Origin of the sequence: Fodinibius salinus (assembly GCF_008124865.1) — a bacterium.
Classification (GTDB): Bacteria; Bacteroidota; Rhodothermia; order Balneolales; family Balneolaceae; genus Fodinibius; species Fodinibius salinus.
Genome location: NZ_VNHY01000002.1, coordinates 796291 through 809187, shown reverse-complemented (window position 1 = coordinate 809187; position 12897 = coordinate 796291). Strand labels below are relative to the sequence as shown.

13 protein-coding genes, 1 tRNA gene and 2 pseudogenes are annotated in these 12897 nt (G+C 40.1%); 8 read left to right on the top strand and 8 right to left on the bottom strand.

All coding sequences use genetic code 11. From position 1 onward, the window contains the following. Positions 1–80 precede the first annotated feature (80 nt). The gene (locus LX73_RS08500) at positions 81–509 is read left to right on the top strand and encodes a cupredoxin domain-containing protein (RefSeq protein WP_148899038.1); all 429 of its coding nucleotides are present in this window, start codon (positions 81–83) and stop codon (positions 507–509) included. Positions 510–594: 85 nt separating this feature from the next. On the opposite strand, the gene LX73_RS08495 is transcribed toward LX73_RS08500, so the two are convergent. Both LX73_RS08495 and recN read right to left on the bottom strand, forming a co-directional pair. Next, the gene (locus LX73_RS08495; RefSeq protein ID WP_148899199.1) at positions 595–969 is read right to left on the bottom strand and encodes a rhodanese-like domain-containing protein; all 375 of its coding nucleotides are present in this window, start codon (positions 967–969) and stop codon (positions 595–597) included. A 107-nt stretch (positions 970–1076) separates the two neighbouring features. Next, on the bottom strand, positions 1077–2789 hold the full coding sequence (recN, locus tag LX73_RS08490) for a DNA repair protein RecN (protein ID WP_148899037.1): 1713 nt from the start codon (positions 2787–2789) through the stop codon (positions 1077–1079). 345 nt (positions 2790–3134) lie between these two features. Here recN and LX73_RS08485 point away from each other — a divergent pair, with 345 nt between their 5' ends. After that, on the top strand, positions 3135–4151 hold the full coding sequence (locus tag LX73_RS08485) for an RluA family pseudouridine synthase (protein ID WP_148899036.1): 1017 nt from the start codon (positions 3135–3137) through the stop codon (positions 4149–4151). Between the two features lie 119 nt (positions 4152–4270). On the opposite strand, the gene LX73_RS08480 is transcribed toward LX73_RS08485, so the two are convergent. After that, positions 4271–5554 carry an acetyl-CoA hydrolase/transferase family protein gene (locus LX73_RS08480; RefSeq protein ID WP_148899035.1) on the bottom strand — a complete coding sequence of 428 codons (1284 nt, stop codon included), beginning with the start codon at positions 5552–5554 and terminating at the stop codon, positions 4271–4273. Between the two features lie 200 nt (positions 5555–5754). On the opposite strand from LX73_RS08480, the gene LX73_RS12980 reads away from it, so the two are divergent. The 3 genes from LX73_RS12980 (at position 5755) to LX73_RS08470 (ending at position 6781) form a co-directional block, all read left to right on the top strand. Continuing rightward, positions 5755–5910, top strand: a complete 156-nt coding sequence (locus LX73_RS12980; RefSeq protein ID WP_170245634.1) for a hypothetical protein — start codon at positions 5755–5757, stop codon at positions 5908–5910. A gap of 72 nt (positions 5911–5982) precedes the next feature. Further along, positions 5983–6056: transfer RNA gene (locus LX73_RS08475), tRNA-Arg, on the top strand. 281 nt (positions 6057–6337) lie between these two features. After that, positions 6338–6781 (top strand): hypothetical protein, encoded by a 444-nt coding sequence (locus LX73_RS08470; RefSeq protein WP_148899034.1) that lies wholly within the window; start codon positions 6338–6340, stop codon positions 6779–6781. Positions 6782–7179: 398 nt separating this feature from the next. On the opposite strand, the gene LX73_RS08465 is transcribed toward LX73_RS08470, so the two are convergent. The 4 genes and pseudogenes from LX73_RS08465 to LX73_RS13180 all read right to left on the bottom strand — a co-directional run bounded on the left by LX73_RS08465 (position 7180) and on the right by LX73_RS13180 (position 8415). After that, positions 7180–7554 carry a hypothetical protein gene (locus LX73_RS08465; RefSeq protein WP_148899033.1) on the bottom strand — a complete coding sequence of 125 codons (375 nt, stop codon included), beginning with the start codon at positions 7552–7554 and terminating at the stop codon, positions 7180–7182. A 77-nt stretch (positions 7555–7631) separates the two neighbouring features. After that, positions 7632–8036 carry a DUF4268 domain-containing protein gene (locus LX73_RS13270; protein ID WP_148899198.1) on the bottom strand — a complete coding sequence of 135 codons (405 nt, stop codon included), beginning with the start codon at positions 8034–8036 and terminating at the stop codon, positions 7632–7634. 12 nt (positions 8037–8048) lie between these two features. After that, a pseudogene (locus tag LX73_RS13265) lies at positions 8049–8138 on the bottom strand (hypothetical protein); the annotation flags it as partial. Between the two features lie 151 nt (positions 8139–8289). Further along, positions 8290–8415, bottom strand: a complete 126-nt coding sequence (locus LX73_RS13180) for a hypothetical protein (protein ID WP_281289667.1) — start codon at positions 8413–8415, stop codon at positions 8290–8292. Positions 8416–8840: 425 nt separating this feature from the next. Here LX73_RS13180 and LX73_RS08450 point away from each other — a divergent pair, with 425 nt between their 5' ends. Further along, on the top strand, positions 8841–9662 hold the full coding sequence (locus LX73_RS08450) for a reverse transcriptase family protein (RefSeq protein ID WP_246138214.1): 822 nt from the start codon (positions 8841–8843) through the stop codon (positions 9660–9662). 40 nt (positions 9663–9702) lie between these two features. Here LX73_RS08450 and LX73_RS08445 read toward each other — a convergent pair. Next, a pseudogene (locus LX73_RS08445) lies at positions 9703–10658 on the bottom strand (type ISP restriction/modification enzyme). A 290-nt stretch (positions 10659–10948) separates the two neighbouring features. Here LX73_RS08445 and LX73_RS08435 point away from each other — a divergent pair. Beyond that, positions 10949–11380, top strand: a complete 432-nt coding sequence (locus LX73_RS08435) for a hypothetical protein (RefSeq protein WP_148899029.1) — start codon at positions 10949–10951, stop codon at positions 11378–11380. A gap of 637 nt (positions 11381–12017) precedes the next feature. Beyond that, positions 12018–12509: an HAD domain-containing protein gene (locus tag LX73_RS08430; protein ID WP_170245633.1), complete on the top strand. Its 492-nt coding sequence runs from the start codon at positions 12018–12020 to the stop codon at positions 12507–12509. The last annotated feature ends 388 nt before the right edge of the window (positions 12510–12897 follow it).

Sequence of the window (12897 nt, the reverse complement as noted above, 5' to 3'; positions counted from 1 at the left end):
CTCCACAGGCAACCCCAGGCATCAAAATGCTGTATAGGCAATACTATATAGGCAATCAATTCCAATAAACAACCCACATCATGACTATTGATACCCATCAGCACAGTTTGTTAGCATTCACAGTTGTTGCGCTGCTAATTGTTGTAGGGGGATGTAGTAATTCCACCGACAGCGAAAATGATCCCTCGGTCACTTTTGACAGTGGGACTATCAGTCCAAATGGCACATACAGCTATACATTCGAAAATGAAGGGGAAGTAGAATATTATTGCGAGCTTCATAAACCGGATATGCAAGGTAAAATTACCGTTACCTCCAGTGCTAATAGTACAGATCCGGATACCGTATTGATGAGTAATAACCAATTTCAGCCTCAACAACTTTCTGTTACTCCCAATACCAAAGTGGTTTGGGTGAATCAAGAAAGCCATAACCATACTGTTGTAACCGGGAATCCTTCCACCGGCGGAGGCGGTGGTGGCGGGGGAGGTGGAGGCGGAGACTATTAAAAATTAAGTAATTTCACCTCAGCAGCCTGTATCCTTTTCTATTATCGGCTCACGGGATTGAATATCACCGCATTCAATCCCGTTTTTATTTGTTGATCGGTAGTCCGGCTTCGATCCAGGAACGGAATCCACCAGCCAGAGATTTAACGTTATTATAACCCATTTTTTGCAGGTTGTCGGCCGCCAATGCCGATCGATAGCCGCCGCCGCAATACAATATGATCTCTTGATCTACATCGGGATATTCTTCCTCAATATCCCGTTCAATAATACCCCTCCCCAAGTATTCTGCTCCGGCGATATGGGACTTCCCCCATTCATCCTGCTCACGTACATCCACCAGAACAAAATCGTCGCCGGCATCAAATTTCTGCTTCACTTCCTCGGGATTTATTTCTTCAATGCGGGTCTTGGCATCGTCAACAAGCGTTACAAATCGATCAGAGTGATGTTTTCCCATAATAGAAATTGTTAAGATGATGTTATCCTGAACTCGTTTCAAAATCTCTTGCCATTAATTCTATAACCGCTTAGACGCTGAAACAAGTTCAGGGAGACATGGATAAATTAATTTGAAAAAGTATTTTTATTAATTAGTTCTTTTGCACTTTCCAAAGCGGCATCCGTAATATCCTCACCGCTCATCAGCGTAGCCACTTCGGTTACATGCTCATTTTCACTTAATGGAATAATTTGTGAGACCGTTCGATTATCCCGTTCCACTTTCTTCACTTTATAATGCTTATGGGCCTGGCTGGCAATCTGCGGCTGATGCGTAATAGCCACAATCTGGCACCGATCAGACAACCGTCGCATCGTGCGGCCCACCTTTTCTGATACCTCACCGCTGATGCCGGTATCAATCTCATCGAAAACCATCACTGGCAAACTCTGCTCGCGGGCAATAATAGATTTTAGGGCCAACATCACGCGACTGATTTCTCCGCCGGAAGCAATCTTGGCCAATGGTTTGGGCTCTTCACCTTTATTCGTAGAAATATAAAGTCGAATTTCATCGCAACCGTGCTCGGTACAACTCACTGGCTGACCGTCAACGGTTACCCACCCCTGCTCTTCGGATGCAATCATCCAGTCCACACGCACCTCAAAATCAGCGTGCGCAATACCTAAATTGTTGAGCTCATTCTCAATTTGTTTAGACAATGCCTGCCCCACTTTTTCCCTGGCCTGGTGCAAATCTTTTGCCTTCTTTGAAAGCTCATCGGCCTGATCCTTAATTTTTTCTTCCTGCTGCTCGATTTCCAGATCAAAATTCTCAGCCAGGCTCAGTTCTTTCTTAATTTCATGCAGATAATCTATCAGCTCGGGGATGCTACGGTGATACTTTTTTTGGAGGCTGTTCAACTTATTTTGACGCTGTCGAAGCTCCTCTAACCGATTGGGATTAAACTCAATCTTACTCCGATACCGTTCCGCAAATTGTATCGTTTCCTGGATACTAATACGTGCTGATGAAATTTCTTCGCGATATCCCTCAAAATCAGGCTCAATGCGGGCAAGATCCTCCAGGTGTAGCTTAATTTGATTCAGCAGTTCCATCACATTTACATCATCAGCCGCTCCTATCTCTGCTATCGCTGCTGCTTTTTGATCCAGCTCTTCGGCATTATCCAGCAGATGCATTTCTTCTTCGAGCTCCTCTTCTTCATTGGGATCCAGGTCAGCGTCTTCAAGCTCTTTCACCTGAAAACGATACAGCTCTACCTTTTCCTCTAGCTCTTCTTCCCGCTCTCGCAGTGATCGCAGCTCTTTGCGAAGCTCTACCATCTGATGATATGACTTTTTGTAGGCTTCCAAAGCCGGCTGAACATCCGCAAAACCATCAATCACCGACCGATGGTTCTCCTCCTTCAGCAACATCTGGTGATCATGCTGACCGTGCAGGTCCACCAAGTAATTGCCTACTTGCCGGAGCACCGAAATGGTCACCGGCGTATCATTGATAAATCCACGGCTTCCGGATGAGCGAATTTCGCGCCGTAAAATCATTTCCGATCGCATCGTTACCGCATTTTCTTCCAGGATCTGCCGGATCTCCTCATTTTCACCGGTTTCGATAATGGCCTCAGCGATCGCTTTATCTGCACCTTGACGAATCACATTGGTATCGGCCCGTTCGCCTAAAATCATATTTAGGGCGCCGATAATAATGGATTTCCCCGCGCCAGTCTGACCTGTCAGGATGTTGAGCCCCTCCTGAAAAGAGACCTCCAGTTCATCGATCAGTGCAAAATCTTTTATGTAAAGGGATTGTATCATAACCGCCGAACTTTAATTGGATCCTAAAATACAAAAAATAGAACACGGAATAACACCAATCGAATGTATTACAAGAATATAGAAAGAAGAAGTACGATTCGGCTTTTTTTAAATAAGATTTACAAGACCAGCTCAACAATGTTCTCGATTCCCCGATATTAAAATACCTCTTAAAAGAAAAAAGCCCCCGCTGTCGCGGGAGCTTAATTCGTTATGTCCTCAAGGTGTCTATCTTAATGATCAGTCACTAGTAAGACCATTGTGGAAGGCAATCCTTACAAAAAAAATCCAGAAATTTTGTACTTTAACATTTCATTACATAAATCTTTCATTTTAAGCTCACCCATGGGATCCCAACAAGCCGAGAAGTTCAAAGAATACCATCTGGAAGTTCCTGAGGATGAAAACTCCGGCACCCGGCTCGATAAATACCTGGCCGCCGCTATTGACGATACCTCACGTACCAAGATTCAAAAAGCTATCGAAAAAGAACTTATTACCGTTAACGGTGAATCCCGAAAATCATCTTACAATATTGAAGTCGGCGATGTTATTGACGTTAATTTGCCGATCCCCAAGCCGCCGGAAGCAAAGGCCGAGGACATTCCGCTAGATATTGTATATGAAGACGAGGATCTGCTTGTCATCAACAAAAGTGTCGATATGGTCGTCCATCCCGCGCCGGGCAACTGGTCGGGCACGCTCGTCAACGCACTGATGTGGCATACCGATAAGCTTTCGGATCCTGATTCGGATATGATTCGTCCCGGTATTGTGCACCGACTTGATAAGGATACTAGCGGATTGCTGGTGGTTGCTAAAAATGATGCGACCCATCGCACGCTCAGCAGCTATTTTCAAACCAAGGATATTGAACGCACGTATTGGGCCATTGTATGGGGAACACCTGATGAAAAAGAGGGTACCATCACCGGCAATATCGGGCGCAGCCCCAACAACCGAAAAAAGATGGCAGTACTCCCAGACGGCAACGGTAAATCAGCAACTACACATTATAAGGTACTTGAATATTTTGATCATCTGACACTGCTGGAACTTACTCTTGAAACGGGGCGAACACACCAAATTCGTGTACACCTTGCGGATAACAACCTCTGGGTCTTCGGGGACCCGAAATACGGTGGGGATTCCGTACGCTATGGTACCAATACCGGCAGCCGGCGACAAATGTTTAACAACTTGTTCAAGTTACTGCAGCGGCAGTGCCTGCACGCCAAAACGCTGGGATTTGAACACCCTACAACGGGAAAAATGATGGAGTTTGACTCTGCCCTGCCCGACGATTTCAAGCAGGTACTGCAGATGCTGAGACAGAACTGCCAACCCGAACATATCTACTGACGGCACCGACCACAAAAAGTAACAACGCTACGTTATTGCATTAAATCTTTGCACACAGCATGTTTGATTCATCCGAATGGGTATAAACATCAAATCACTGATTTTTTTGTGACACACAATTAAAAGTGATGGAATCGTTCTTTAACGGTTTTTTCCAATCCCTCTCTGTGGTCAGGATGAGCAATCTCAATCAATGCATGCGCTCGCTCACGGAGATTCTTGCCGTACAGATTTGCGATGCCATATTCTGTGACCACATAATGGACATGTGCGCGGGTGGTGACAACTCCTGCACCCTGCTTCAGATGCGGCACTATTTTACTTTCCCCTTTGCCAGTGGTTGAGGGCAGCGCAATAATTGGCTTGCCACCTTCACTGAGCGACGCTCCGCGAATGAAATCCATCTGTCCACCTACGCCCGAGTAATGATAGGTTCCAATTGAGTCGGCACAAACCTGTCCCGTGATATCGACTTCCACAGCACTGTTAATAGCCGTTACTTTGGGATTTTTACGAATCACCGCCGTGTCGTTGACATAAGCGATATCGAGCATGGCAAGCATTGGATTGTCATCCACAAAATCATAGAGGCGGCGACTGCCCATCACAAATCCGGCGACAATTTTTTCGGGATGTTTGGCTTTCTTTTTGTTCGTTATGACGCCTTTTTCCACCAAGTCAATCACTCCATCAGAAAACATCTCCGTGTGGATACCCAGATCCTTATGACCGTCGAGGGAATCCAGCACCGCATTGGGGATCGCTCCAATCCCCATCTGCAGAGTGGCCCCGTCATCTACCAGCTCGGCACAATGCTGGCCGATCTTTTTTTCAATGTCATTGGGCTCGGGAATGGTGAGCTCATGCAGCGGCTCATCAGTCTCAACGAGCGCATTAAATCGGCTGGCGTGGAAGATGCCATCCCCGTGGGTTCTCGGCATATTGGGATTCACCAGCGCAATGGCCTTTTCCGCCTCCTGCAGAGCTGCACGTGTGGCGTCAACCGAAACACCCAGCGAGCAGTAGCCGTGTTTATCTGGCGGGGAAACCTGAACAAGTGCCATATCAATCGGCATAATGCCCTGCCGAAAAAGACCGGGCACCTCACTAAGAAATATCGGAAGGTAATCGGCACTGCCCTGATTAACCGCCTTACGCACGTTGGCACCTACAAACAGTGCATTGGTGTGAAATGTGTCGCTGTATTCCGGCTTGACGTAAGGTGCCTCTCCCTCGGTATGCAGGTGCACGATCTCCACATCTTCGAGTTCCGGTGCCCGCTGGGTCATCGCATTAATGAGCGGTTGTGGAGCGGCGGCAACACTATGAATAAACACTCGATCTCCGGATTGTATCAGTTTAACAGCTTCTTCAGCCGTAGTAAAGTTATCTTGATATGACATCACGTATATTGGTTATCGTTGACTTTGCTTCTACTTTTTAACCTAAAAAGGAATCTCAAAAATTTTGGTTCAGTCGAAATGATTCTGGGCTCATGATGATGAATATTTCAGCATTCTTCAACTGTAAATTGCCCCTTTACGGACTGCAATATGGATGTTTCATCAATGATATCGATACTAAATTCTATCTGTCGGACATTATGAACACAAAACAACATCCCGTCTATGAACTCCCCGCTACCAACATAAACCAGAGGATGGGACATAAACACGGCACAACTATTGCTCGCAATGGATATATTGATCAACACTATTCGTTCAAACAGTTGTCCTCTTATTCTACAGCGGAAATATGAGGGTATAAATCGGACACAATTCCCGCTTGCCTCATTTTAGTAATAGTCGTATCTTTGGCCTCTTATTGAATTGCGCCTGTAGCTCAACTGGATAGAGCACCTGATTACGGATCAGGAGGCTAGGGGTTCGAATCCTCTCAGGCGTACTCTCTACTAAGCCCTTAACTCACAAAGAGTTACGGGCTTTTTGTTTTAAAGATATACCCATCTTTTAGAGAAAAAATATTACTCGGGACAACATAGGGACAACAAAAAACATTTTACCCCTGTAGTTTTTTACATTATTTCTATCACTATTTTGAGCATCAGCCCTCCTTTCACTCTCAATTAAACAGCTATTCTTAAAGGAAAGATTTACTTTTTAAATCTCCCTATGTTTTACAACCTTGCAAAATCATTAAGAATAGTTAAATAAATCATCAAACAAATGAGATATGCAATTCTATTAGCATTAATCTGTTTTATTGTTACTTCATGTGCTGGACCTGAAACAGTAGCAAGAGATGAAGTCATAAATGTAACTGGATATGACTTTTCAAAATATACCAGTAAGGGATTTTTAATTACTCCAGAACAATATCTCGAAGATTATCAGTCTATAGGATTAATTACAGTTACTCAATGGCCTGCTGTTAGAAAGATGGAGAGGAGAGTACGAAGAACTGAGGGAAAGGGATATAGAACAGTTGAAGAATTCTACCCTGAAGAGATAAATGTTGAAAAAGCTATAAATGAAATTTATCAAGTAGCTAAAGATATGGGAGCAGATGCAATTACTCGTTTTGATGTTACCCCCACTACTCGAAGAAATGGCACATTAAATGTCCAGGGAGTTGAAATATCAGGTTTTGCTATTGATCGCAAAGAATAAGTTTACAGTATTATAAGAGTATAACCTCATTTTATATTTTGCCGCTAAGCACCTGTATTATGGAATCAATGCCATGGTATGGCTCTTGCTAGTAGATACCGGGGCGGGTGTACCATGGGGAGACAATTAATAAATGGGTCCCATATCGGCGCGTATTTATTATAGTATTGCTTAACATTGATCCTAAATAATACAAAGTTAATATAAGGGATGGGTACTGAAATATGTAAACGGTTTCCCCAAATAGTACCCTTCTAAAAAATATAAAAACCTAATATTGGCCTATTAGCCAGAAACTACCTAGCCTGAAAATTAAAACCGTTTATTTCGGGCTACAATGCAACTTAATTTTCTAATAGGCAATAATAAGCTGAGATAAACTACTAGAATTATCTTTGTTAGTAGCAAAGTGAAGTTTTGGCCAGTTTCCATTCTCTCCCTCTCTGATCTTCCCCAGTTGTACCTGTTGAAGAAAAACTACCGGTAAAATAATTAAGTTCGACAATAGTAGCCTGGTCATTGTCCCAGAAAATTACGGCATAAGTAGAATAGCCATTGTAATCATAAGTTCCAGTCTTCTCGTTTAGAGTACTACCTTCAATAACTGTGACGTCTACGGTATAGCCTTGCGACCATCCAGTTTCTGTTTCATACTTGACACAAAGTGTCTCCTCATAAGGATCAGATATTACTGATAGAGTTTCATAAGCATGACTAATATTTATGAATGCTAATATAAATACAACGGATAGAAGAGCTTTTACTTTCCTCATTTTATTTCTTAGTCACTTGTTTCGTTTAAGTTAATTTTAGGTTTTCTATTGGATCTCTTAGAGCTTTTCAAGTTTGATCATACTATATCCACTGTTTCCTCAATAATATTATCCCATTTTTCTTCATCCGAATAACCGCCTGTTTTAATATACTTGGCGATTCTACAGGCTCTCTCACTTTCTAATTTCTCCCAAGATAGCTGGCTCCCAAAAGCTTCTTGAATTTTCTCTTTTTGATCTAGTAGTTCGTTATATATTCTTTCATTCTCCTCATGGGCCTTTTTCCCTTTGTCAATGTATAGTTCAACTCGGGCTTCATGCTTTTTTATGATGTAGTTATAACTAAGTCTGACTACTCCTGACGAGGTTCCTACCCAACTATATTTTCCTGGGGAAATATTTGAGTGCAGATTAGTTTTCTCAGAAGCATAATCAAGAAGCCTTTTCCAGTATTTTTGCCTGTGTACAAATCTTTCTTTCAGCTCTTTTTTAGTTTACAGTCCTAGCAAACACTTTTTAAAAGAATTTCTACCACCTTTTGAGACTGGAATCACATGGTCAAACTGTAAATTTCCAGTCGAACCACATTCTACACACTCTCCATATTGCTATTCTTCCCAATTGCTTTATGGGCTTTAAAGTTAATAGATCTTAATTTGATAAACAAAAGGATACTACTTTATATTAAATTGTTCTTTGCCTTATTGATGGATTTGCGTAACAAGCGTTATCAGCTCAATGAAGCCGATTAAGTTCGGTAGCGGTCTCACATACCGCCCCTTTGGTGTGGCACGAGTTCTTGGGGCCCTTTTTGAGGTATCCCTCGTTTTCCATATCAATACGGGAACTTTTCGTCCACATTTTACTCTGGACAGGTTCTCTACAAATAGGAAGGGTTTAATTAGGGTATTACGACGTAGGATAGCGCTTGCTGGTTGGGCAGGCAGCAAAGTGCTGTCTTAACAATCCTAATTAAATCCTGAATATTTATGAATTCAGATTTAATTAATCGCAAAAAGCTTGTAAATAAGCTGCAATCAATAATAAAAAGGAACCGTGATACCCTTACGGTATCAGAAATTGAAATACTAATAAGAGCGAAAATTAGGCTTGAGGATGAGCAAGCTGGAACTTTTAAAAGACGGAGTTTCACCGCGTTAAAGCGGCTACTTCCCCGAATTCCAGTCTACCTTGAGCTTTTTGAAATATTCGCTTAATCAGTTGATCAATGGAGTACCGAACCCTTCCTTTTCTTTATAATAACTAATTTCCATTGTTATTTCTTGATGGTACAAAGTCCTAAGAGATTAGCATTTCTTCTCGGAATAGATCTCAAGAAACTAAGAAAAGTTTCAAAGCAAATTGACAAATACTACTATGAGGATAAGGAATTAAAAAGGGATGAAGACGGAAATCCTCGTTGTAAAAATGGAGAGAAAGTATTCAGGACTTTACATCCAAGTACTGGATTATTAAAGCATATTCAAAATAGAATACAGACAGTACTGCTGCAGAAGATTGACTTCCCAGAGAATATCCAGGGAGGTATAAAGGGAAAAAGCAATATCACTAATGCAAAAGAACATAAAGGGAAGAAATATTTCTTATGTACTGACCTAAAGAAGTATTATCCTTCTGTTGATCATGACTTAGTGTATGAAGCCTTTTTGCGCTATGATTTTTCTCATGATGTGAGTCATTTACTTACTAGGCTGACTACTTACAAATATAGTCTCCCACAAGGAACGCCCACTAGTCCATATCTAGCCAACCTAGTTTTTTCTAAGTATGACGAACAAATTATTTCAAAGTGTGAGCAAATTGGGCTTTTGTACACACGATACGTAGATGATATTGCAATTTCCAGCAATTATAACTTTAAAAAGAAGGTGCCAAATCTCCTTGAAGTTATTCGACGCTCTCCTTTTCAGATCAACCATGAAAAAACGTTTTATAAAATTGGTCCTACTCTAATTACAGGTATCATTACCAAAAATAACGAGCTGGAAGTCAGAGATGATCAAATAAAGAAGTATGAAAGTGAGTCCCTTACAAAAGAACAAAAAAAAGGATTAAGAGAATATTTCAGTCAAGTGAGAAATAGTTAGTACTAATATCACTAAAAACTTGGCTTTTCGAGGTACAAAGTCAACCCTCTATATCTATCTTATCGATCTCTTGCATGATGCGATCGGTCTCCATTAGGGCTACAATAATCTTTTGGTAGTGCTGAATTTCCTCGAAGCTTAGCTCTCTGTCACGCCGATCTTTAAGCCATTTCTCGGCTGGCTGGTAACCGCCTATGTAGAAGTTCCAAGCTTTCTTGGGAACCTTACCAAAGTATTGTTCTTTATTAATCTGAATTCTTCCTAACTCTTCCCCGGGATAACGTGAATCTTTATCACTTACCATTGGCCCATCATCTTCTTCGGTGTAAGGAATAAAGCCCGGCTTGGTTTTAGTAAGGCGCTTAGTAATCTCGTTACCGCCTTCTACAGGATAGGTGGTAATAAAGTCATCTACTATTGGGGGCTCCAGCAGATGAATATTTCTTAGTTTCCCTCCAAGCTCAACCAGCTGCCAGAATGTTTCGGAATCAGTAGGATAAGGAACCCGTGGAAAATCAATTTTTAGAAATTCTTTATACTTTTCTCGGTAGGTGGGAGAATGCAGTACGGTATAGATATAATCCAATAGATCAATGGGGGCAAAGGTGCCTTCGGTATCTTCTTTCTCAGGGGTAAAAGTAAGACCTAAATTACTGGCAATCTCCTGTACTATTTCGGAATCCAAGTTGGGCTTTCGCTCAGGCTTTCCCTTAAGTGTTTGCTGGGCGTTAGATTCCGGATAGATGTAGAGGGGGCTGAATATCCTCTTGCATGGGCTGTACCTAAAATATGAGCATCAATTAATTTATTACTTATAAAAATATTAGTGAATTCACCTATTACACATTGTCTCTCAAATACCAATCCAAGATTTTCATTTAATAAATGTTTTGAAGTAGCAAAGCTTGCCCTTCTTTGTACTGTTTTGTCATAATAATTAAACCTAATATCAAATGGTCTATACGATATTTTCTGAATTTTATTTGGATCATACAAAGACCGAGACTTCTTTTTTATTTTTCATCTTATAAATTCTTTAGCTGATTGAGTGTTTCAAGCACTTCATTTTCAAAAAACGTAAGATTTACAATTAAATAAATATGTGATGAGTTATGGGACTATAAACAAGCCCAGAGGGAATAGTCCCACCTCCTATTATTTTTCTCTCTATTTAAATTTGTCAATCTCATAGTTGACAATAAATTATTATTGATTTTTCAATTTATAATTATGATATAGTTGTCAATTAAACAAGAGATTATTACCAACTTACAACCAAATACATCATGATGAATAAATATTCTTATACATTCGCCTTAATTATATCCACTTTTTTGATCACCAGTTGTGCAACTACTCAAGATGTCTCTAATGAAGTAAGAACTAAGATATTTCAAGAGGACTATAACAAAGTTTTTAAAACTACTGTCCAAACATTAAGTGATGGAGGGTATGTTATTAGCAACGCAGATTCTGAAACAGGACTAATAAATACAGACTATTCCCAAGCATCTGAATGGGAGGCATTCTGGACAGGTGATGAAAGAACTAAAGTAAATGCAATTTTATCTGAACAAAGTGGTAAAACACAAATTCGTTTGACTGTAAGTGTGCAAAAGAAGGATTTGTTAACAGGTTGGCAAAGTGAAAATATGACTGAAAGCAAAGCGCAAGAATATTATGAAAAACTATTTTCTGAAATAAGTAATAATCTATAATAATACTATTACTCCAGTCCGCTTCGCTCCCTTTCGGGAAACTCAACTATTTTAGAAAAAGGGAACACCGCTAAGTGTTCCCTTTTTCTAAACCCTAACCTATGGTTCCCAATCCATCAGTCAGGTAAAAGAGGTTTTGATTCTACTATCATCTGCTTGCCATATCTTACTTATAATTCAAAATTTATAGCTGCCATATTATTACTTAGTTATCTGTTTTGCTCTCTTGGAATTCGTTGTAAATCCCAAGAATAGCCCTTACAATACTCCTAATTAACCAGTAGCCAATCATTGAGCCTACTATGATAGCTAAACCTATCATCATTGATTCATGTAGATCCCTAATATTAATTGGTTCTGTTATCCCGAAAATCCCCCCGTTACAAACAAACCAGAACCAACTCCTATATATTCCAGCTACTAGAGGAAATAATCTTTTTTACTCCGTTATTCATGGTTTTCAATCTATCGAATAAAATTTTTTATACATTCCTGAAAAGAAAGAGCTATAAAACAAATTCGGCTAACATTTGATAACAGAATACTTTGATAGCTTGTAGTAGTCGAACTAAACTTTCTAGCTTTTTTAACTTCTTGTCCATTATTTAACTATAAACCTTTATACCTTATCTAATGAATGGTCAGCTATATCATTTTTCTTGATATTGACGGGGTACTTAATACTAGAAATCACTTGAAGCGCCAGAAAATAAAATCTGGCAAAGTGACTAATAAAGATTGGGACCCTACTGCCTGTAAATATATTTCTATGCTTTGTGAGCATTATAACGCAAGAATAGTTATTACATCTACATGGCGACATGAATATACTGTTAAACAACTTGAAGAATTCTTTGAATCCAACAACATATCCCCAAATTTTGTCAAAGATGTTACCAGCTCATATGCTCCCCAACCTGATGAAAAGAATTACTGCAGGGGACATGAAGTCAAATATTGGTTGCAAAATAACTCCAGCAAAAAAGCCTCCTATGTTATTATTGATGATGAAGCAACATTCTTAGAAACACAACAAGAACATTTAGTAAAAGTAGATAAAAACAAGGGATTTTCTACGAAAGAAGCTGTAACCAAAGCTTCAAATATTTTGGAAAAGAAACACCATTAAATCTATCGCTTGTCATTCAAGAAATATTCAATTTATGTCTAAAGAAAAGATTCTAACCACAACAAGAAATTTTACTATTTGTTAAACAAAGTGCTCTCGGACTGGCAAAAGCGTAAGCACAAGCTGGAGCGGTTTAGTTAGACATCTACCTCATTGTCAAAATATGTAGTAGTGACATGGTATTCGTTGACCGAGTAAAGGACTACCTCTTGTTGAACTTTTCGTGTTTGTTCTATTAATAAGTATAAAACCAGAAGATTTCTCGGGAAATTGTTTGGATGGTCTCGTTAAATAGATCAGAACTTTTACTTTCAGCCGAAATCCCGTAAATGTATAACATTTTCTGCCTGCTACGAGCTTTTATCAGCAAATGAACCTATTAATTCTT

Coding starts and splice junctions, on each gene's coding strand:
- recN (WP_148899037.1), bottom strand. CDS start 2,789: ATGATACAATCCCTTTACATAAAAGATTTTGCACTGATCGATGAACTG.
- LX73_RS12980 (WP_170245634.1), top strand. CDS start 5,755: ATGAACACAAAACAACATCCCGTCTATGAACTCCCCGCTACCAACATA.
- LX73_RS08485 (WP_148899036.1), top strand. CDS start 3,135: ATGGGATCCCAACAAGCCGAGAAGTTCAAAGAATACCATCTGGAAGTT.
- LX73_RS08435 (WP_148899029.1), top strand. CDS start 10,949: ATGATGAATAAATATTCTTATACATTCGCCTTAATTATATCCACTTTT.
- LX73_RS13180 (WP_281289667.1), bottom strand. CDS start 8,415: ATGTGGACGAAAAGTTCCCGTATTGATATGGAAAACGAGGGATACCTC.
- LX73_RS08470 (WP_148899034.1), top strand. CDS start 6,338: ATGAGATATGCAATTCTATTAGCATTAATCTGTTTTATTGTTACTTCA.
- LX73_RS08495 (WP_148899199.1), bottom strand. CDS start 969: ATGGGAAAACATCACTCTGATCGATTTGTAACGCTTGTTGACGATGCC.
- LX73_RS08430 (WP_170245633.1), top strand. CDS start 12,018: ATGGTCAGCTATATCATTTTTCTTGATATTGACGGGGTACTTAATACT.
- LX73_RS08465 (WP_148899033.1), bottom strand. CDS start 7,554: ATGAGGAAAGTAAAAGCTCTTCTATCCGTTGTATTTATATTAGCATTC.
- LX73_RS08450 (WP_246138214.1), top strand. CDS start 8,841: ATGGTACAAAGTCCTAAGAGATTAGCATTTCTTCTCGGAATAGATCTC.
- LX73_RS08480 (WP_148899035.1), bottom strand. CDS start 5,554: ATGTCATATCAAGATAACTTTACTACGGCTGAAGAAGCTGTTAAACTG.
- LX73_RS08500 (WP_148899038.1), top strand. CDS start 81: ATGACTATTGATACCCATCAGCACAGTTTGTTAGCATTCACAGTTGTT.